Origin of the sequence: Halomarina halobia, assembly GCF_029338575.1 — an archaeon.
GTDB lineage: Archaea > Halobacteriota > Halobacteria > Halobacteriales > Haloarculaceae > Halomarina > Halomarina halobia.
Genome location: NZ_CP119993.1, coordinates 713599 through 733773 on the forward strand (window position 1 = coordinate 713599; position 20175 = coordinate 733773).

Sequence of the window (20175 nt, forward strand, 5' to 3'; positions counted from 1 at the left end):
TGTTCCGGCACCGATCTCACAGAGGGAGAACGATGACCGACCGATCACACGCCGATTCGCGTCGTCCGTCCGAGCGGTGCGACCCCCTCGGTTCCGATAACGCCGAGGTCGAGGACGTTCCACCGTGGTGGCGGGCCGCCATCCGGGAACACGAGCGCTACGACCTCGGACCGTACCTCCCCCCGCGGTTCAGCGACGGCGTCCTCCTCGAACCGGAGATCGAGCGCCTGGAGGACGAACACGGCGTCGAGATAACGATCATGGGAGTAAACGTCAGGGTCGGTGATAGCTGGACGGTGTTCCTCGACGGGGAGCCCGCCTTCGAGACCGACCGCCGTCGGACCCCCGAGGGATACACTCTCTTCGAACTGTCGTCCACCCGGTTCGCGGAGCAGGTGCGAACCGAACTCGACGCAGACGACCGACCCGACAGCCGAGGTCAGTAGCTGTGTTCCTTGCCCTTCACGAGCGCCGTCGCCATCCGATTGTACGGCGTGTCGACGCCGACTTCCTCACCGTACTCGACGATCGCACCGTTGATGTGGTCGATCTCCGTCCGCCGCCCGAGGGTGACGTCCTCGAGCATCGATGACGTCGTATCGTAGTTGATACGACACGTTCGGTGGGTCTCGGCCACGGGATCGTCGAGGAGGATCTCGATGCCCTTCGCCCGCGCGACTGCCGCGGCCTCGGTCACCAGCGTCTCCATGACGTGGGCGGGCTCTTCGAGTTCGCTCAGTGGACCGTCGAGGAGCCCGGTGAGCGCGGCGACCGGCTTGATCCCGACGCTCACGAACTGCTTGCTCCAGATGTGGGGTTCGGGATCGTCGACGACCGTCGTTCGGAGGTCCGCCGCGTTCAGCATTCGAGCGATGCGCTCCGCCGCGGAACGGTCGACGCCCCCGAGTTTCGTCTCCCCCCATCCGGTGTGGAGCAGGTGACCGGGACCCTCCGTGCTCGAGCCCATCGTGGTCGCCCCCCCGAGGAGCCGCTCCTCCGCCACGAACTCGCGGATCGTATCCATGTTCGTGAGGCCGTTCTGGAGAGTCACGACGAGAGTACCTTCGTCGTGGAGAGTCGCGGCGTCGCGCAGCGCCTCACGGGTGTGGTGGCTCTTGACGAAGACGAACAGGACGTCGACCGGACCGACCGAATCCGGATCGGTCGTCGCCGGGACCGTCACCCTGAGGTCGTCCCTGTCGGGACGCTCGATCAACAGTCCCTCGGCGTTGATCGCGGCCACGTGGTCCTCCCAGACGTCGACGAGGGTGACGTCCGCGCCGTCGGCCGCGAGGTACCCCCCGAACAGCCCGCCGAGCGCGCCCGCACCGAGGATTCCGACCCTCACGCGTCGGATCCCCTCCACTCGGCACGGATTCCGGTACGCGGACCGTCCGCGCTCCTGTCCGGCGAATCGCGGTGCGACGACCCGCGCGCTCCGTTCCGTCGCGCCGTGACCTCACACACGGACGTACACCTCTCCGTCGTCGAGTTCGGTCTCGTACGTCGGGATGCGGTACCTGCTGTGGGAGAGGTGTCGCCCCGTCTTGATCTCGAACTCCCAGCCGTGCCAGGGACACGAGACGATCTCACCCTCACACTCGTAGGTCAACTCCCAGTTCTCGTCCATCGAGAGCGTTCCGTCGACGAGCCCCTCGCAGAGGGGACCCCCCTGGTGGGTGCAGTAGTTGAGGAGGGCGTGAAACTCGTCTCCGATTCTGAACACCGCGATCTCCCGTCCCTCGATCTCGATGATCGCGCGCTCGCCGTCCTCGAGGGCGGCCGCGGCGATGACGTGGTGTCGTTTGCCGTGCGATCGTTCCGTGTCGTCAGCGTCTTTCGTCGTCATCGTGATCACTCAGAAGTCGAAGACCTCCAGCGCGGTCCGGCCGTACACGTTGTTGATCTCCTCGTCCGAGAACGACGGGAGGAGTTTCATCAGTTCGTCCGTGTAGTCGAAGTCGAGGTGGGGGTAGTCAGAGGAGAACAGGAGGTTGCTCTCGCCGTTCATCAACCGGACGATGCTCTGAACGTACGTCGGATCGCCGGTCCCCTCGACGGGCTGGCTCGTGAAGTAGAAGTTCCGTCGGACGTACTCGCTCGGTTCCATCTCGAGCATCGGCGCGTCCTCCTTCTTCGAGTGGTACTCGTGGTCGAACCGACGCATGAAGTAGGGGACGTAACCGAGGCCCGCTTCCTGAACGACGAACTTCAACTCCGGGAAGCGCACCGGCACGCCCCGCGTCAGCATGTCCGCCATGGTACACATGTGGATCATGGGATGGGCCACGACGTGTGCGGAGAGGAACCGGGTCAGGTGGCGGAACGGACTCGGGAACGCCGACATCATGTTCCCCGAGGCGCTGTGGAACATCACCGGGAGGTCCGCCGCCTCCGCGGCCTCGTAGATCGGGTAGTACTTCTCGTCGCCCGCTAGCGGGAAGACGCCCCCCATCGGGAGGAACACCCCGGCGACGGCCGACTCGTTCGCGCGGTCGTCGATCTCCTCGGCGGCGCGGTCCGGACGGTGAGGCGCGACGACGGCCCCGCCGTAGATCCCCTCCTCGGCGTCGAGTATCTCGTCCAGTACCCACTCGTTGTACGCGTGTGCCAGCGCCGGGGCGAGGTCTTCGTTCCGTACGCACCCGAGATAGAGGTTCAGCGTCGGCGTGACGACGACCCTGTCGGAGTGGATCAGCTCCATTCCCCGACGGACGTCGTCCCTGCTCCGGACGGCGTCGGACTGGACTTTCCCGGTGGTGATCGGGTTGACGAGCCCCGCCGACGGGTAGAGGCTACTCAGGAACCCGTAGTCATCGCCCTGTCGCCGCCCGAACACCTTGCTCCAGGGCTCCGGGAGGTACGACAGGAAGTCCTCCTGGCGCTCGGTCAGGTGGAAGTCGCAGTCGACGATCTCCTCGAGGCCCTTCAGACGCCCCGGTTTCTCCGCTCGCCGCTTCGCTTCCGCTTCTCGTGTCGTTTCTGCTCCTCGCATCGGTTCCGCTTCTCGCTTCGGTTCCGCTTCTCGTGTCATTGGTCGTTCCGTCTCGGAAGTACTCTCGTTCGTCTCCGGTACCCGCACCGCATCGGCCCACCGCGATCGCCGCCGACAGCGTCAGCGACGCGAACACCGCCGGTGGTGTCGGTGTCAGTCATCCGTGTCCTGCGGAATCGCGGCGTTTCGGTCCCTCAGGAGTTCGTCGAAGCCCGCGATGTCGAACAACGCCTCCCCGCGGTCGATGCGCTGCTTTATCGACTCCTCTCTCTCGACGTGCGCCTCGAGGCGGTCGAGGACGTCGCGCGCCTCCCGTCGAGGAACGACGGTCACCCCGTCCGCGTCCCCGACGACGATGTCGCCGGGGTCGACGACGACCTCGCCGACGGTGACGGGCACGTTCACCGAGCCGACGGTCTCCTTGACCGCACCGATCTGGGAGACGGCCCGGCTGAAGACGGGAAAGCCGAGATCGTCGATCGCGTCCACGTCGCGGACGTTCCCGCTGGAGACGACGCCCTCGAGTTCGCGCTGGAGGGCGTTTCTCGTCGCGAGTTCGCCCCACGTGGCGGCGCGAGTGGTCCGGGCCTCGATGACGAGCACGTCGCCCGGCCTGGCGAGGTGTGAGCCGACGTGGATCATCATGTTGTCCCCGGTCGGGAGGCGAACGGTCGTCGCGGGTCCGCAGATCGTCCGCCGGCCGGTCACCCGCCCGATCTCCGGGGACATGGCGTTCGTCTTGCCCATCGCCTCGTGGACGTCGGCCGCGCTGTGGCCTCGAAACGAGGCGAGGAGTTCTTCGGTCGGTCTGTCGATGTCGGTGATTATCTTTCGTGTCATGGTGTGGTAGTGGTCATTCGGCTAACGGCCTCCGACGTTGCGCACCGAGCGGATCACGGTCGGGTTCAGGTACAGGAGCGCTCCGATGACGACGGTCACGAGGGGGATCTGTACCGCGAACGAGGGGATGAACACCGCGCCAGCGCCGGCCAGCAGGAATCCCGCTCGAACGACGGGCGGACTGTCGTCGTACCCGACCGCGGCGATCGCCAGCGAGGTGAACCCGACGGCGATGACCGCCGCGAGCACCACCGATTCGAGGGTGATCCCCAGGAGGCTGCTGTTGAAGATGAAGACGAACGGCAGCAGGAACATGGGAAAGCCCATGCGGAGCGCGTCGACCGTCGTCTCCAGGAACTTCGACCCGGCGAGGCCCTGTGCGATGACGACGGCGACCGCGATCGGCGGCGTGATGTTCGAGACGATCGCGAAGTAGAAGACGAACAGGTGGACCGGAAGCGCCCCGATCCCCGTCACGTCGATCAGCGGCGGGGCGACGAACAGCGCCACCAGGAGGTACGCCGCGACCGTCGGCATCCCCATCCCGAAGACGATCGAGGCGAGCGCGGCGAGCACCACCATGAGGACGACGCTCCCGCCCGCGAGGGCCATGAGTTGCGCGGAGAGGTTCTGGGCGAACCCCGTGACGATGAACGCACGGACGACGATGCCGAGGGCGGCGACGATGATCGTGATGCCGACGACGGCCTCGGCGCTCCGCCGGGTTCCCTCGAGGGTTTCCCGTGCGAACGTTCGAATCGCCGTCGTCAGGTCGGCCGCCGCCGTCTCGCCGTCCCGGCGGGCGATGGCTACCCCGACGAGGACCTTCACGAAGCGGAGTACGACGAGCGTGGCGATGCTGTAGAGCCCGGCCAGCATCGGGTCCGACTGGACGTACACCAGCCAGTACATCAGCACGACGAAGGTGCCGAGGTATTCGTAGTGGCGGAGCCACGAGACGAGGTAGCCGCCGACAGATGGTCCGGCGCTCTCGACGGCGGCGCGGCGCGTCCGTTCGCCGAAGCGCCGAACGTACAGTTCGATCGAGACGAAGATCGTCGCGTAGAACAGGACGGCCGGAAGGAGCGCCGCGACGATGATCTCCGTGTAGCTCGGCTCGATGAGCTCGGCCATGATGAACGCGCTCGTCCCCATCACGGGCGGCAGCACCTGTCCGCCGCAGGAGGCGACCGCCTCGAGCGCGGCGGCCACCCGCGGGGGATACCCGTTCTCCTTCATGAGCGGGATCGTGAACGAGCCGGTGGTCACCACGTTCGCCGTGGTCGCGCCGTTGATGGATCCGAACATCATGCTAGAGAAGACCGCGACCTGACCGATGCGAAGTCGAGGGTAGCGGGCCGTTACCCGCGTGACGCCCTTGATGAACGTCGCCATACCCCCGTAGCGCTCGATCAACGCCGCCAGCATGACGAACATGACCACCCACGTGGCGACGACCTGGAGGAGCGTCCCGAAGACCCCCTGCATCTCGACCGTGTTCATCGTGACGATGCGTTCGAGCGAGAGCCCGCCGTGCGCGAGGATCCCCGGCATGTACGGGCCGAAGTACGAGTAGACGAGCCCGAGGACGACCACGGCGAGGATCAATCGCGACAGCGTCGCCAGGGCGACGAGCAGGAGACAGATGATCGTGGCCCCGACGAGAAGATCGGTGTCGCTGTAGAGGCCGGCGCTGATGAGGAGGCGCTGGTAGCTCGCGTACAGGAGGTAGAACGGCACCGCCGTCGCGACGGTGTACAGCGCATAGCCCACGGTCGCGACTTTCCCCCGTACGGTCGTCCGGTCGGCTCCGAGGAGGCCGAGCGTTCCCCAGACCATCAGGACCAGCGCGAGGTGAACGATGCCGTGTCTGGCGCGGACGATGGGCAGCGAGTACGCGTACCAGAGGTGGTAGGCGAAGAAGACGATCCCCAGTACGTACACGAGGAGTTCGGCGGGTTCCCGTCGAATCTTCTCGGAGAGCGGGCGCTCGGCCGCGACGCTGAACTGCTCGTCGATCTTCGCCTCGAGGTCGTCCGCGGTGACCCACTCGTCCGAGCCTGCCCCACCGTTCATGCTTGGATCGTTCGGTGAGGGACCGACCGATCGCGGTTCACCCTCATTCACCAGCCTCCGGCGGGGGCGTCAGCTCGTACTGGTCCCACAGGCCCGCCTCCTGATAATACTCGTACGCCCCCTCGTGTACGGGAACTTCGGGATGAAGCGTCCCGAGGAACCAGTCGGCGTCCGGGAAGAACCCCATCGCGCTGTCCGCCTCGATCAGTTTCTCGCCGTGCTCGTGGGAGACGCGCGCGAGTTCCTTCACCACGCTCGCATCGAGATCGGCGTGCCCGACCCAGGCGTACGAGAGGTTGTACACCGTGATCTCGCCGGTGAACTTGGAGAACAGGTCCTTCCCGTCGACGGTGAGCGTCGAGGCGTACGACAACTCCTCGTCGAACGACGAGAGCGTTCCCTCCGTGAAGGGGACGTGTCGCCACTCCACCGTCGAATCGAGTTCCTGCATCCACCCGGGAACGACCGTACTCGACGTCCCGGCGTTGTTGACGTAGCCGAAGATAGCGTCGACGCGGCCGCCGCGCAGGGCCGCCGGCTGTTCCCCGTAGCTCACGTACTCGATCCGTGCGCCGCCCTCGCCGAGTTCCAGTTCGACCATCCGCTCGCTCGGAACGCGCGTTCCGGCACCGGCCGAACCGACGGAGATCGTCTTTCCCGCCAGGTCGTCCCACGCTTCGATGCCGGAGTCCGCACGGACGACGACGAACGGCTGGACGCTGAAGAACCCCCGGATCTGACGCACATCGTCGAAGCGCTCGAGCGGCTGCTCCGCGAACGGCCCCTGATCGGGGGAGGCGTTCAGTCCGTACGTCGACGGTCCGGAGAGATTCACCTCCCCCTTGTCCATCATCCGGTAGCCGCCGGTCGCCCCCGGAGAGACGACGGCGTTCCAGGTGAAGGGGACCTCGATTCCCTCGCGCTTGAGATACTGACCGAACGACGAGCCGATTCGGAACGAGGTGGACCCCTCGACCGAGGTCGCGAGCGTCAGCTTTGCCGGTCCGCTTCCTCCACCCGTGCCACCCGACCCGTCCGATCCGCCCGATCCGTTCGACCCGTCTCCCCCATCGTTCCCCGCTCCGTCCGAGCTCGCGCAGCCAGCGAGCGTGAGGAAACCCGCAGCCGTCGCTGTCGTCTTTAACATCCCACGGCGGGTGTGACCGCCCCTCGTTCTGCGTGTCATGAGTACGCACGTACTTCCTAATTGTTTATTATAAAGCTATTGTATCTGATCAGACAGTAAAGACAGGCATATGTTCAAGAGAGTCGAACGGACGTCCGCAGCCCGCCGGTTTTACTCGAGTTACCACTCGATCAATTGTATCAAATTCTATTTGTTTATCCATGCGTCGTACCGAACAGCCCTCCGAGCAGGGTTCGCGACCGGCGAGGTGCGCGCCGGACCCCGTTCCGATTCGACCGCTGTTCGAAGGAGCCTAACGATCGCGAGAGCCGCCTTGCCGTACCTGGCATCCCCCACTTCCGGGTAAAACGGTCGTACTGCCGAACATCGCGCGGAACGTCGGTTGGTCGTCGGATTCGATCTGGACCGATCCCGAGAGCGGCACCCGCTAACCGTTCGGATCAGCCGAACATCCACGCGCTTCGATAGTACGGAGGTGTCGGGTGCTCGGTGCTGTCAGATCTACCCCAATCAGACGACCGTTTCCCCCTCCCCCCGTTCGCCCGCGAGCCGAAGAGCGTGTTGCGAGCGGTGCGGCGTGGTGCTCCTCGTCGCTCCCCTCGAGTCGGAGCGGGAGCCGGCTACAGGTCGAATCTGGCCGCCGCCGTCTCCATGTCCTTGTCGCCTCGCCCCGACAGGTTCACGAGGATCGTGTCGTGCTCGCCCGCCTCGGCGAGCTGGATCGCCCGCGCCACGGCGTGGCTGGATTCGAGCGCCGGGATGACGCCCTCGGTCTCGCTCAGTTCCCTGAAGGCAGACAGGGCCTCGTCGTCGGTGATCGCCCGATACTCGCACCGACCCACGGCGCGAAACATCGCGTGTTCCGGACCGACGCCCGGGTAGTCGAGCCCCGCGGAGACCGAGTGCACGTCGACGTCCTCGTCGATGACCCGGGTGCGCATCCCGTGGATCACGTCGTCCCGGCCGCGCGCGAGCGGTGCGGCGTGACGCTTCGAATCAGCCCCCTCGCCGCCCCCCTCCGCCCCGTAGAGGGCGACGTCGTCGTCCCGGAACGCGTGGAAGAGTCCGATGGCATTGGAGCCGCCGCCGACGCACGCGACCGCCGCGTCGGGGAGGTCGCCCGTCCGGTCGAGGAACTGCTGCCGCGCCTCCTCGCCGATCACGCTCTGGAAGTCCCTGACCATCCGGGGAAACGGGTCCGGACCGACGACGCTCCCCACCAGGTAGTGCGTGTCGTCGATGTTCCCGGCGAAGTCCTCGAGCGCGGCGTCGACGGCGTCGGCGAGCCCCGCGTCGCCGCGCGTGACCGCGTTGACCTCGGCCCCCATGAGCCGCATCCGGAAGACGTTCATCTTCTGGCGCTCGACGTCCTTCTTCCCCATGTAGATCTCCGTGTCCAGGCCGAAGAGCGCCCCGACCATCGCGGTCGCGGTCCCGTGCTGGCCCGCGCCCGTCTCCGCGATGAGGCGGTCCTTCCCGGCCCGTTCCGCGAGGAGCGCCTGGCCGAGGCAGTTGTTGATCTTGTGCGCGCCGCCGTGGAGCAGGTCCTCCCGCTTGAGGTAGATATCGGCGTCGTAGCGCCCGCTCAGGTTACGGGCGTAGTAGAGGGACGTCGGTCTCCCGGCGTACTCCGCCAGGAGGTCACGGAACTCGGTCCGGAACCCGTCGGTGGCGCTGACGTCGTCGTAGGCAGTCGCAAGTCGTTCGAGCGGTTCTCGAAGGGGCTCGGGAACGTGTCGCCCGCCGTAGCCCTCGAAGTCGCCTTCGGTCATACGTGCTCCATCGCCCACTACGCCAAAACGTATTCGAAGCTGACTCGCGGTACCGATTCCCACAGACGACGCACTCGCACGTCTCGTCCGTCTCGCGGAACGACGAGCGGCTCTCGCGTCCCGGTTCCACTCGTCTCGGAATCGGCGGCGGAGCGGGTCGATCAGTCCGGAGCGAAATAACCCTCGTCCTCGAGCCCCGCCATCACGTCGGCGATCTCGACAGCCGTACCCGCCACGGGGTGCAACCGGATTCGCTCCCGGACGAGGGGGACCCGACCCCGTCGGAACCCGACGCCGGCACGTCGGAGGACCCCCAGAGGAGATCTATCAGGACTCGCTGGCCCCTTGTAGATCGGCGACTGGACGCGACTACGTAGCGCCATCGAAAAGCACTGTTGAATAGTGTGACTGCGCAGTGTAACTAGATAGTGTAACTGAATGGTATGACTTAATAGCGTGGCTATCCAGTCACACTACCTGATAGCTGCTGTCTCACTGGTTATGCTCCGTTAGACGTACGTTGCACCCTCGAACCAGAGTCGGTCTCTCGTGGACGCCGAGGTACCGCCTCCCCTCGCTGACGAGTGCACACGCGGCCGTCGGCTCCGGGTCGATAGGACGACGGACGGGCATCGGATCGTTGGGTCACGCTGGCGACGATGATTCCGCTGCCGATCGTCCGACGAGAGGAGATCGGAACGGTCGGTCTGCCGTGCAAAGCGGTACCCCCGACACCGAGTGAAAGACGGACGGCTCCGACCTCGAATCCCGACTGTATCCGACGACGTGCCGGTGGTACACCGTGGGAACGATACCTGTTCGGACAGGTGTATCCGAGCTGACGCCGGATCGAGGCAGACGTAACACCGTACGGATCAACTCACCCACCCCTCGCACCGAGTGAAAGCGGGGGAACGGGGGAGGGTGATGGAGGTACCCCGCGTACCGAGTGTATGCTGAACGGGGCGGAAGGAAACGGGGTCGGTGGAGGGAACGTATCGGAGACCCCCACCCCTCACACCGAGTGAAAGCGCGAGAGAACCCGAGTGGGTAGAGGCCGTAGAAACGCGCACGCATTTTGGATATATAAATTGCAATCCATTCTAGTCGCTAACCGTGACGTAATCGCTAGACATAGCCGATCCGGACCAACCAGATATTTTCCCTTACAGTAAGGTATAAATACTACTAACTAGCACTAGTGCTAGAGAAGAGAAGAAGGAAAGAAGAGGAGAGAGGAGGAAGAAAGGGACGAGAGGGAGAAAACGCACGGGGGACGGACAAATGTAGGTCAAGGCCGCACGCGATATACCCTGTAACGTAGGGTAGCGTCGGATGTACCCTCTACGTTTTCACTCGGTGTGAGGGGTGTCTGCCGTCGGTCAGACGACGCGCCGTGTCGCCGTTTCACTCGGTACGAGGGGGAGCGGTAAGCGTCGTCTCTCACTACGTCTATCGGACGGATCGGCGCAGTACGTTCTTGAACGGTCGATTTCCACAGAGTCCTCTTTATCGCAGTCTACCCTGTCGCACTGTTCTACCGTGCCATCTGTATCGAGAGCGTAATCGAGTGGCTTTCACTCGGTGTAGGGGGTGGTAAGTGGCGAGGGCTCGGTGATGGTGGGTAGACGCTCGGAGTATTCACTCGGTACGAGGGGGGAAGGGGGAGGGAGAAGGGAGAACAAGGATTGAGCAGGGAAAAACTCCCCGGAACGGCTGGAACCCTTCGTTCCGTCTCTACGTTTCTCCTTACTCCCTCTTCTCGCCCCTTTCTCGCTTCCCCCTTCACTCGTCCCCACCGCTCACGGCTTTCACTCGGTGCGAGGGGAGGGGGTGCTCGAGATATGTCCCCGCCTGCGTGCGCGCGGCCGCACAACGGACCGAGGCTCACCCACGGACGAGGCCCACCCCCTCCCCCGTTCCACCGCTTTCACTCGGTGCGAGGGGTGGGGGTGGCGGTGACCGCGGGAGCGATAGGTCGAGGGACGGGGGATCGAGTGTGGAGGAGTCGCCCGGTACAGTCACACCGTTTTCACTCGGTGTGAGGGGTGGGGGTGAACGGACGAGCGTGTCCCGGTACGAGTCAATGGAGTGGAGTGAAGCGCGAGTGAAGGCCGGACCCCCGGACGGAGGACTCGGTCGCCTGCGCTTTCACTCGGTTCACTCGGTCCCTGCGGGGTGTCTCACCTCCAACCGCTTGATCGGCAAAAAACAGGCGGCAGTGATCTAATACGGGACGTACGTCCGATACACTCGGTATCAGGTCGGTAGGCTTAATACGCTTCTTCATGAGTAACCCTCCATGACAGAAAACCCGTCGCGATCGCCCGGCCGGGATGCGACCCCGGATGCGGATCAGGTCGACCCCGACCCCGTGTCGGACGACGACCTGTTCAGCACTGGCGATATCTTCGCCCGGCGGGAGCTCCTCCGGGTCGGTCACGTCCCCGACCGGGACCGGATCGTGGGTCGGGACAACGAGATGCAGCAGGTCGGGAACGCCCTCGGTCCCGCGACGCACGGCGACCCGCCCCGCAATCTCGTCATCTTCGGCAAGACCGGGACCGGAAAGTCACTCGTCTCCCGACACATCTGTCGACGCGCACGCGGCCGAGCCGAGGCGAACGGCGTGGAACTGCTCCACGCGTACGTCGATTGCTCCGACGCCGACACCGAAACGCGCGTCGTCCGCGACATGACGTTTCAGGTCCGCGACGAGATCGACCCCGACCGGGAGATCCCGATCGCGGGGATCGGGGCCTCGGAGTACTACCGGTATCTGTGGGACCTCCTCGACGAGATCGACGTCTTCGTCGTGATCCTCGACGAGATCGACAAACTCCGCGACGATCAGGTGCTGATGCAACTGTCCCGGGCCGAGGAGTCGGGGAAGACGAACACGTTCGTCGGCGTAATCTCGATCAGCAACAAGATCGAGTACCGGGAGCGCCTGAACGAGCGGATCAACTCGAGCCTACAGGATCGGGAACTCACCTTCCACCCCTACGACGCGGAGCAGCTCCGGAACATCCTCGAGAATCGCCGCGACGCCTTCCACGACGGCGTCCTCAGCAGGGACGTGATCCCGCGAACGTCCGCGCTCGCCGCGCGGGAGCACGGCGACGCGCGGAAGGCCATCGACATCCTGTTCGAGGCCGGAGCACTCGCAGAAGCGAGCGGGGACGGGGAGGTGACGTCGGATCACGTCGACGACGCCCAACAGCGAACGGAGGTCAAGCGGTTCCAGGACCTCGTCTCCGGATCCACCCCGCACGTGAAGTACGCGCTTCGAGCGCTCGCGTTGCTGACCGCCCAGAGCGAGGAGAGCGAGACGAAGATGTTCTCGACGAGTGAGATCTACAGCCTGTACGAACGGCTCGCGGAGCGGGACGACACCAAACCGCTGTCGCACGACCGGGTGTACCGGCTACTGAAGGAACAGTCGTTTCTCGGGATCACCGAATCGCACCTGACCGGCGGCGGTAAGGGGCAGGGATCGTACCTCGCACATCGCCTGATGAAGGAACCGGAGATCGTGCTTGAGGCGCTCGGCAAGGGTCCGTGATCCGATCGAGCACGCAGTCGATCCGCCAGCCTCGGGGTGGTCGATTCGGAGTCCGCGACTCGGCTACGCGCCCGGGGTCGGACCCCGTGAGGCCGTCCAAAGGTGCTCTCTCGACCGAGTCACTTCGGATGAGGGATCGTCGAATCGATCGCCGGTACGGGACGGACGACGACGAGGCCTCGTCGAAAGTATCTACCCGATTACACCGTGAAAACTTGCCTGGTTTGATCGTGGGAACTCGGCGTCTTACGGAGGTGGTCTCGCGGTGAACGTTCGGGTTCCTCGACTGCGAACGTAGTGGGCGCGGTGGATGCCGTGAACGTGGTGGATGCCGTGAACGTGGTGGATGCCGTGAACGTGGTGGATGCCGTGAACGTGGTGGATACTGTGAACGTGGTGGATGCCGTGGTCGCGACGGCGAGGGGGCTGGGCCTCCCTGTAGACGGTCCCGGTTCGACGAAACCGTTCCAGCCCTCGGATCGTCCAGACGGGGTGACGGTGATCCGTGGTTCCCTCCTTCCTTCTTTCCTTCCTCACCGTCGAACCCGAGTGCAACGCGTGCAGCGCTCGGTCAGACTGGCGCAGTTCACTCGACCGCCTACCCGGCTCCGCGAGTCGTGGGCGTCGACATGCGACTCCTCTGTACGACTCCACCGACCGCTAGCACCTCCGGCGAGTCGGGGTCGAGCGAACGCGCGTCGAGAAGCCCTCGATCCGCCCGCGTCGATGTACGCCGGCGGCCTCTCGTCGGGATCCGTTAACGAGTGATAACTTATAATCGGTTCCGACCGTTCGGCGTGGACTACGGGGATGGACACCGTCGCCCACGAGATCCGCTAACAGGTATACGTCTGTTACTCTACCTGTTAGATCTCGGTCACGCGGTGGTAGTCCTGGTCGAGCGCCTGCGCGTCGTCCTCGAGGAGGGCGACGACGAGGTAGCTCGCGTAGTCGGCGAAGTAGTCGACGAGTCGTGCGATGCGGTCGGCGTCGATGGCTTCGAGGGAGTCGAGGAGCATGAAGGGGCAGGTTTCGTAGACGTCGTGGACGAGGTAGCCCGCCAGCGCGAAGACGAGGCCGGTGACCTCGCGTTCGGACTCGCTCAGGTGGTCGATCGTGTCCTCGTACGCCGTTCCCGATTCCGACGCCCGAATCACGTGCAGGTCGAACATGGACTTCGTGACCTTCCGTCGACCTTCACGAACGTCGCGTTCGGTGCGCTCGATCCATACGCGCTCGAGGTTCGAGTACTCGAGGATGTCGAGGACCGTCTCCATGTGTTCGTTGAACTCGGAGACGGCCCCCTCCTCGATCCGTTCGATGCGCGTCCGCAGGTCGGTCAGTTCGTCCTGAAGCTCCTCGAGCTGGGCTTCGATCTGCTCGCGCTCGGCGAGTCGGCTCTCGATGCTCGCGACCTCCTCGTCGATGTCGTGGATGTCGCTCCCGATGCGGTCGATCTCGAACTCCAGCTGGTTCACCTCCCGGTGGAGATCCAGCACCTCGCCGTAATCGGTGGTCTCGAGATCCTCCACCGCTGTCTCGAGCGAATCGACCTCCGACTGCAGCTCGTCGCGCCGCTCCTCCAGTTCCGCGATGCGCCCTTCGGTCCCCTCGATGTCGTCGTCCAGCCGGTCGACGGAGCGTTCCAGCTGCTCGCGCCGCTGCCGTTCGCGTTCGAGCTCCCGCTTCTCCGAGGTGAGGTCGTCGAGCTCCGACTCGACCTCCCGGACGTCCCCGACCTTGCGCTGAGACAGTTCACGCAGGCGGTCGACCGTCCCCTCGATCTGGTCGGCCTCGACCGGGGAGCCACACGTCCAGCACGTGACCTGTTCCTCCTCGAGGAGCTGATCGGTCACCGAACCGCCGGATTCGGCGTCAGTGTCGGTGTTCGCGTCCAACGCCTCGAGCACGTCGCTGTTCGCGTCGTCCAGGAGGTCCTGATTGAACTGGATGATGTTCTGGAGGTCGCTGATGTCCGCCTCCAGGCGCTGCTTCCGTTCGCGGAGCTGGCGGATGTCGGACTCGATGTCCGCGATGTCGCCCGCGGGCGTCTCGGAGAGCTCGTCGAGGTCGTCCTCGGCGTCGGCTCTGTCCTCCCGCAGGGACGACAGCCGTTCACGCTGGGTCTCGATGTCGTATCGAACGTCCTCGAGCTGCGAGCGCGTCTCGCGGAGCTCCTCGAACTTCGACTCGAGTTCGGATTTCTCCTCCCGCGTCTCCTCTACGTCCCGGTCCGCCGCGTCGAGTTCCGCCTGCTTCTCCTCCAGTTCCTCGCGCTTCTCCTCGAGCCGCTGTTCGAGACGCTTGCGCTCCTGTTCGAGGTCGGGAAGGCGCTCGTCGAGACCGTCGAGGTCCTCGAGCTCCTGGCGCAGTTGGCGCTTCTCGGCTTCGAGCTGTTCGATCTCCGCCTGCAACTGGTCGGTGTCGACCGGCCGCATGATGATGTCGCGCAGGTTTTCCTGGCGCGCGACGGCGAGTCGCGCCTCGTTCGATTCCAGCAGGAACGCGAAGAGGTCCGCGACGTCCGCGTCGTCGAGATACGGGTCGCCGCTGAAGGTGAGCGAGCCGTCGGTCCGCGTGAGCCGCCGCGTGTAGGTCTCATCGCCGATCGCGAGCTCGACTGAACCCTCGTCCGCGTCCCCCTTGAGCGACGCGCCGTTACTACCGCAGGCGGCCATGATCGCCTGGAGGAGGGACGTGCGGTTCGTCGCGTTTCGCCCCGAGAGCACGTTCACTCCCGGTGAGAGCGACGTCGCCGTCTCCTCGATCCCGCCGACGTTGCGAACGTGGAGGTCGACGTCAGCTTTCGTCTTCTGTTCCATGGTTACCGATAACCGGCGAGACGAGCATAAATCAACCGATCTCGGAACGCGTTTCCGACCGATGGAGCGAGCGCCGACGCGAGGCGGCTACGCCGTACCGGCGGCGCAATCGCACCCGCCCTCCTCGAGCAGTTCGTCCACCGTGTACTGGGTGTTGCAGTCCTCACAGTAGATCCGGACGTCGACCATGGTGCGGAAGGGACCGACGTCGAGGTCGCCGCCCGCCTGTAGTTGCTCCAGTTGACTCTCCGTGACGGTGGCGGTCCGTCCGGCGAGCTTCTGGACGCGCTCTGCGACCTTCTCGCGCTGGTCGCGGTCGTCCTTTACCCGTTCCGCGTTCCGGTACTTCAGCAGGTAGGTGCGGATCGCCTGGTACGAGACGAAGTCGCGCTGCAGTTCGTCGGGTTCGAGGCCGGCGCGTTCCAGTCGCCGTTCGATCTGGATGCGCGATGCACCGCTCACCTCGTCGTCCGTCAGAAGGCGATAGAGGTTGTCGATCTCCTCCTCCACGGAGTTCATGCCGGCTTCGCTCATCGCGTTCCGCAGCAGCCGCTTGTTGAACCACGCGGCCAGATCGCGGAGGCTCCACCGGTCGTCGATCCGGGTCCACCGCGCTTCGAGTTCCTCGCCGGCGTCTCCGAGGCCGTACTTGTCGATCATGCGCTTGACTTTCGGTGACCTCCCCGACCCTCTCACTTTCGAACTCGTCATTGATGGGTGTATGACCCCTCCCCGTAAAGTTGTTCCGCCTTCGATCACCACGTCGGTCAGTCGGAATCGACGGGCGACGAACGGCCCCGCCCCGTGATCTATCGACGCTCCCGCGTACGAGCGCCGACCGTACTTGTAACAAAAATACCGCTGTTATCTACCGCCGCCTCCCGACGGGGGAGAGACGGCCGGGTCAGACGGGGTGCGATCTGCCCGTTCCGTCTCGACGGCACCGACGCCCGACCGCGAAGGATCGCTCCCGATCAGCCTCAGCAGTTACCCGAGTGCGACGCACGCGGCGCGGATCGCGACCGCCACGAGGACGATGACGTCGCCGGTCGCCTCGGCGTATGACGCCTCCCCGATCCCCGGTCGGACCGCGAGTCCGGCGAGGAGGACCGAGGTCACGAGCGACCGGGAGAAGCGCCTCGAGACCTGCGCGGACCGGCGACCGGGGCCACGAGCGCCCCAGCGAATCGTCGAAGAGGTGCGTGTCGGCGTCGCCGTCTTCCAGCATCTGAACGGCGCGGTCGGCCCGCGTCTGTCAGTCCTCGCGGACGCGCTCGTTCGCGCCGTCTCGACGATCTCACGGGTGATGCCCGCGTTCGGCTCCCACTCGCGATCGTGTCGTCCCGTCGGAACGAAATTCTCCACCCGCTGAGGCGGGCCGTCAGCTACCTCTCCGGCGAGTACGCTAGCACCGGTAGCGAGAACACCCCGTCGCGACAGCAGTCTTCCTCTCCCTCGTGGACCCTTCGGCGTTACCCTCGACGGGACTGGTGGGTCAAGGACGTCGTAATCCCATCCGATCGGGGGTAGTCCACTCCAACGGGCCGGTCAGTCCGGTTCTCGGGGTGCTACTCGTCCCGGTATCCTGGGGGGTATGCGGAGGGAGTCGACAGGGCGTACGGCGGCTATAGCGAGGCGATCAGCGACGGACCCCGCGTGATGTCCCACGCGGGGTCCAAACGTGTTGAACGCGTCGAACGTTCCGAACTCGTGGCCGACTCGACGAGCGCGAGCGGCACCCGGAGCGATCAAGTACATCGGATGTATCTGCCCGTTCTGTATGGCCGTTCGTCCGAGGACGAAGCGGAATCGCGTCGTCGGATTCGTCGAACGAGGTTCTCCCTCTGGAGCGCTCCACGGTTCGAGGACGTCCGTACCGGTCTCGCCCTCCTGCCCCCTGCTGACCGGATCGCCCCGGCGGTCGAGCGTCGCCCCCGGACAACTGACGGAAGCGCACCGGTTTTCGGTGTAGCGCAGCGCGGTGGGCGCGTCGCCACCGGATTCTCCGTGTGCGCGCTCGGAGTCGCTGTGTCGACGTCCTCGACGGAACGCGAGGACGGGACGTGGTCGACCGCGTTCCGCGCTACGATCGAGTATAAACTACTAACGAGTACGTACCTCCGAGGCGCTCGCACGACTCCGCGAAACGAACACGTTCGAGGGGTGTTTGGATCATCACGCTGTCCCACCGGCCCCGGTATAACACGTACTATTATTGCGCGGGATTCGATTACCGACGACGGGCGTCTGGCGACCCGCTGGGCCGTCCGCACTCGGCGACGGGGTCGTTGGCGTTCAGGGCGACTTCGTCGTCCCGAACGCCTCGCGCAGCGCCACGCGGTCGATCTTCCCCGTCGCCGTCCTGGGGAGCTCGTCGACGAACTCGACGCGCCGTGGTACCTCGTGCGGCTCGAGGCGCTCCTCGCACACCTCGCGCACCCGTTCGGCCGCGAGGTCGCTGTCGCCGGGGGCGAGATCGTCGACGGGGCGGACGATGGCCGTGACGACCGCCCCGCGGATGTCGTCGCGGGCGTCGATCACCGCCGCGGCGGCGACGCCCTCGAGGTCGTAGAGGATGTCCTCGATCTCGCGGGGGAAGACGTTCCCACAGCCGGTGGTGAACATGTCCTCGCGGCGGTCCACGACGTGGAGGTAGCCCTCGTCGTCGAGGTAGCCGACGTCGCCGGAGCGGAGCCACCGCTCGCCGTGGCGCTCGACGAACGCCGCGCTGTCGTGCTGGAGACGCTCGTAGCCGGGCGTGACGGTGTCGCCCCGCCACGCCAACTCGCCGCGTTCGCCCCGATCCACGGCGCGGCCGGTCTCGAGATCCTCGACCCGAAGCTCGACGACCTCCCGCGCTGGCGGGCCGACGCTCCCCCGTTTCCGGTCGTCCCCCGGCCGGTTGAACGCCGCGAGCGGCGTCGTCTCGGTCATGCCGTACCCCTCGAGGACGGGACAGCCGAGCGCGGTCTCGGCGTCGTCGACCCGGCCGGTCGGCATGGGGGTACCGCCGACGCAGACGGTCTCCAGCGCGGAGACGTCGTAGCGGTCGACGGCGTCGTGGTCGACGAGGTCGATGAGCATGCCGGGGGTGAGGAACGTGCAGGTGACGCCGTGATTCTCGATCGCGGCGAGCGCGGCAGCGGGGTCCCACGAGGGGAGCAGACGGTTCTCCGCCTCCGCGACGAGCAGCGGCGTCGTCGTGACGTTCAGTCCGGTGACGTGGAAGCACTGGCAGGCCGTGAGGCCAACGTCGGTGCGAGTCAGATCGAAGTACGTCACGATGCCGAGCGCGTTCGCCAGGAGGTTGCCGTGCGTGTGCCGGACGCCCTTCGGCCGGCCGGTCGTGCCGCTGGTGTAGACGACCTCCGCGAGCTCGTCGCTCCTGCGCGGCTCGACGGCGAACGTCTCGGCCGCGTCGTCGAGCAACTCGCGGTAGTCGTGGCCGACGCTCCCGTCGACGGTGACGGCCGTCTCGACGCCCGCGGCGACGTCCGCGAACGCCGCGTCGGTCACGAGCACCGTGACGTCGCTCGTGTCGAGGACGTAGCGGACCTGGGGGACGTTGAGCCGGGTGTTGACCGGGACGGACACCGCGCCCAGTTTCATCGCGCCGAGGTGGGCGGTCAGGAACGGGACGCCGTTCGAGAGACAGACGGCGACGCGGTCGCCGGCTTCGACCCCGAGCGACGCCAGCGCGTTCGCGGCCGCGGCCGTCCGCTCCGATAGTTCGGCGTGGGTCAGCAGTTCCGTCTCGTCGCCCACGGCCGGCTTCACCGCCGCGTTCCGCGCCGCGAGGTCGACGAAGTTAGCGAAGTTCACGCGCGACGGTACTGTCTCCAGCAATATCTTCCTTTGCGTACTGTCTGACGTGTCGAGGATCGACGAGGTCGCGAGCACGTGACGACCGGGGCGGCCGACGCTCGACCGCGGTCGAGCGCTGCGTCCCGCATTGTCGAACGCCCGGCCGCGCGCCCGTTACTCGATCCCGGCGAAGACGATGTCGGCGCGGATCGCGTCGGCCCCCTGGGTGACGAGCGAGGCCAGTTCGCCACTGGCGATGCTAGGCTGGATCTCGGCCGCGGGACCGTAGGCGGCGAGCGCGCCGTACACCGTCTCCCCGGTGAGGATGGGCGCGGCGACGCCGACCATCCCCTCGATGAGTTCGCCCCAGTCGACCGCGTGTCCGCGCCGGCGGACGGTTTCGAGTTCCTCCCGGAGCGCGTCCGCGTCGGTCACGGTGCGGTTCGTCCGCGACGGGAGGCCGTGGCGCGCTACGATCTCGTCGACCCGCTCGTCGGGGAGGTGCGCGAGGATCGCCTTTCCCGGGGCGTTGGAGTGGAGGTGCGCGCGGGTCGGATAGACGTGTCGCGCCGTCGGCGGGAGGTCCTCGTAGTCCCAGCGGGTCGCCAGCAGGATGGCACCCATACCGTTCTCCTCGATGACGAGCTGGCTGTGCGCGTCGGCCTGTTCCTGGAGGCGTCTGACCGTTTCGCGGCCGCGGACGAACACCTCGCGGCTGTTGCGCGACTCCCGACCGACGTGCAAGTACTTGATGCCGAGACGGTACCGCCCGCCGTCCTCGACGAGGTAGTCGAGCCGCTCCAGCGTCCGGAGGTGGTTGTGGACCGTACTCTTCGGCAGGTCGAGCGCCGCCGCGAGCTCGGTCACGCCGGCTCGTCCCCGTTCGCGGATCTCGTCGATCACCTGGTAGGAGCGTTTCACCGAGTTGATCGGAACCTCGGGGTCGTCCATACCCCGTTCTCGGCGAGAGCGCACTTAGCCCTGTCCCACGATGTGGGAACGCGTCCCGTTTCGGCGAGAGCGACTGACCGAGTTTACCCCTGCTATTCAGAATATTGACATAGGTGTCGACGGTTATCGTACCTGCGCGGTGGGAAGATTCACCGACGGCAGTCACCGACCCTCGGCACCGCTTGAAAACCGCTAACAGCGCA

Annotated in this window: 14 protein-coding genes; 3 read left to right on the forward strand and 11 right to left on the reverse strand. The window is 65.7% G+C overall.

Going from position 1 to position 20175, the window contains the following annotated elements; genetic code table 11:
* Positions 1–32 precede the first annotated feature (32 nt).
* Positions 33–446 carry a hypothetical protein gene (locus P1K31_RS18840; protein WP_276305907.1) on the forward strand — a complete coding sequence of 138 codons (414 nt, stop codon included), beginning with the start codon at positions 33–35 and terminating at the stop codon, positions 444–446.
* Here the strand turns inward: P1K31_RS18840 and P1K31_RS18845 are convergent.
* From P1K31_RS18845 to trpB, 7 genes are all read right to left on the reverse strand, one after another.
* Complete coding sequence (locus tag P1K31_RS18845) at positions 440–1348, reverse strand: ketopantoate reductase family protein (RefSeq protein WP_276305908.1); 909 nt, start codon at positions 1346–1348, stop codon at positions 440–442. The genes P1K31_RS18840 and P1K31_RS18845 overlap by 7 nt on opposite strands.
* Positions 1349–1459: 111 nt before the next feature.
* On the reverse strand, positions 1460–1849 hold the full coding sequence (locus P1K31_RS18850; protein ID WP_276305909.1) for a Rieske (2Fe-2S) protein: 390 nt from the start codon (positions 1847–1849) through the stop codon (positions 1460–1462).
* Between the two features lie 9 nt (positions 1850–1858).
* Positions 1859–2995: an amidohydrolase family protein gene (locus P1K31_RS18855; protein ID WP_276305910.1), complete on the reverse strand. Its 1137-nt coding sequence runs from the start codon at positions 2993–2995 to the stop codon at positions 1859–1861.
* Positions 2996–3148: 153 nt separating this feature from the next.
* The gene (locus P1K31_RS18860) at positions 3149–3835 is read right to left on the reverse strand and encodes a 4-carboxy-4-hydroxy-2-oxoadipate aldolase/oxaloacetate decarboxylase (protein WP_276305911.1); all 687 of its coding nucleotides are present in this window, start codon (positions 3833–3835) and stop codon (positions 3149–3151) included.
* Positions 3836–3856: 21 nt separating this feature from the next.
* Complete coding sequence (locus tag P1K31_RS18865; RefSeq protein WP_276305912.1) at positions 3857–5911, reverse strand: TRAP transporter permease; 2055 nt, start codon at positions 5909–5911, stop codon at positions 3857–3859.
* A gap of 43 nt (positions 5912–5954) precedes the next feature.
* Entirely contained in the window at positions 5955–7097 is a 1143-nt protein-coding gene (locus P1K31_RS18870) for a TAXI family TRAP transporter solute-binding subunit (RefSeq protein WP_276305913.1), read from the reverse strand.
* Positions 7098–7678: 581 nt separating this feature from the next.
* Complete coding sequence (gene trpB, locus P1K31_RS18875; protein ID WP_276305914.1) at positions 7679–8830, reverse strand: tryptophan synthase subunit beta; 1152 nt, start codon at positions 8828–8830, stop codon at positions 7679–7681.
* 2302 nt (positions 8831–11132) lie between these two features.
* Between trpB and P1K31_RS18880 the strand changes: the two genes are divergently transcribed.
* Positions 11133–12395: a Cdc6/Cdc18 family protein gene (locus P1K31_RS18880; protein ID WP_276305915.1), complete on the forward strand. Its 1263-nt coding sequence runs from the start codon at positions 11133–11135 to the stop codon at positions 12393–12395.
* An 866-nt stretch (positions 12396–13261) separates the two neighbouring features.
* Here the strand turns inward: P1K31_RS18880 and P1K31_RS18885 are convergent.
* Both P1K31_RS18885 and rdfA read right to left on the reverse strand, forming a co-directional pair.
* Positions 13262–15217: an archaea-specific SMC-related protein gene (locus P1K31_RS18885; RefSeq protein WP_276305916.1), complete on the reverse strand. Its 1956-nt coding sequence runs from the start codon at positions 15215–15217 to the stop codon at positions 13262–13264.
* Between the two features lie 87 nt (positions 15218–15304).
* Positions 15305–15928, reverse strand: coding sequence for a rod-determining factor RdfA (rdfA, locus tag P1K31_RS18890; protein ID WP_276305917.1), 624 nt, complete (start codon positions 15926–15928; stop codon positions 15305–15307).
* A 325-nt stretch (positions 15929–16253) separates the two neighbouring features.
* Here rdfA and P1K31_RS18895 point away from each other — a divergent pair, with 325 nt between their 5' ends.
* A complete protein-coding gene (locus P1K31_RS18895; protein WP_276305918.1) occupies positions 16254–16589 on the forward strand; it encodes a c-type cytochrome in 336 nt (111 codons plus the stop codon).
* A gap of 923 nt (positions 16590–17512) precedes the next feature.
* On the opposite strand, the gene P1K31_RS18900 is transcribed toward P1K31_RS18895, so the two are convergent.
* Both P1K31_RS18900 and P1K31_RS18905 read right to left on the reverse strand, forming a co-directional pair.
* Positions 17513–19039 (reverse strand): class I adenylate-forming enzyme family protein, encoded by a 1527-nt coding sequence (locus P1K31_RS18900; protein ID WP_276305919.1) that lies wholly within the window; start codon positions 19037–19039, stop codon positions 17513–17515.
* 156 nt (positions 19040–19195) lie between these two features.
* Positions 19196–19972 (reverse strand): IclR family transcriptional regulator, encoded by a 777-nt coding sequence (locus P1K31_RS18905; RefSeq protein WP_276305920.1) that lies wholly within the window; start codon positions 19970–19972, stop codon positions 19196–19198.
* Between the last annotated feature and the right edge of the window lie 203 nt (positions 19973–20175).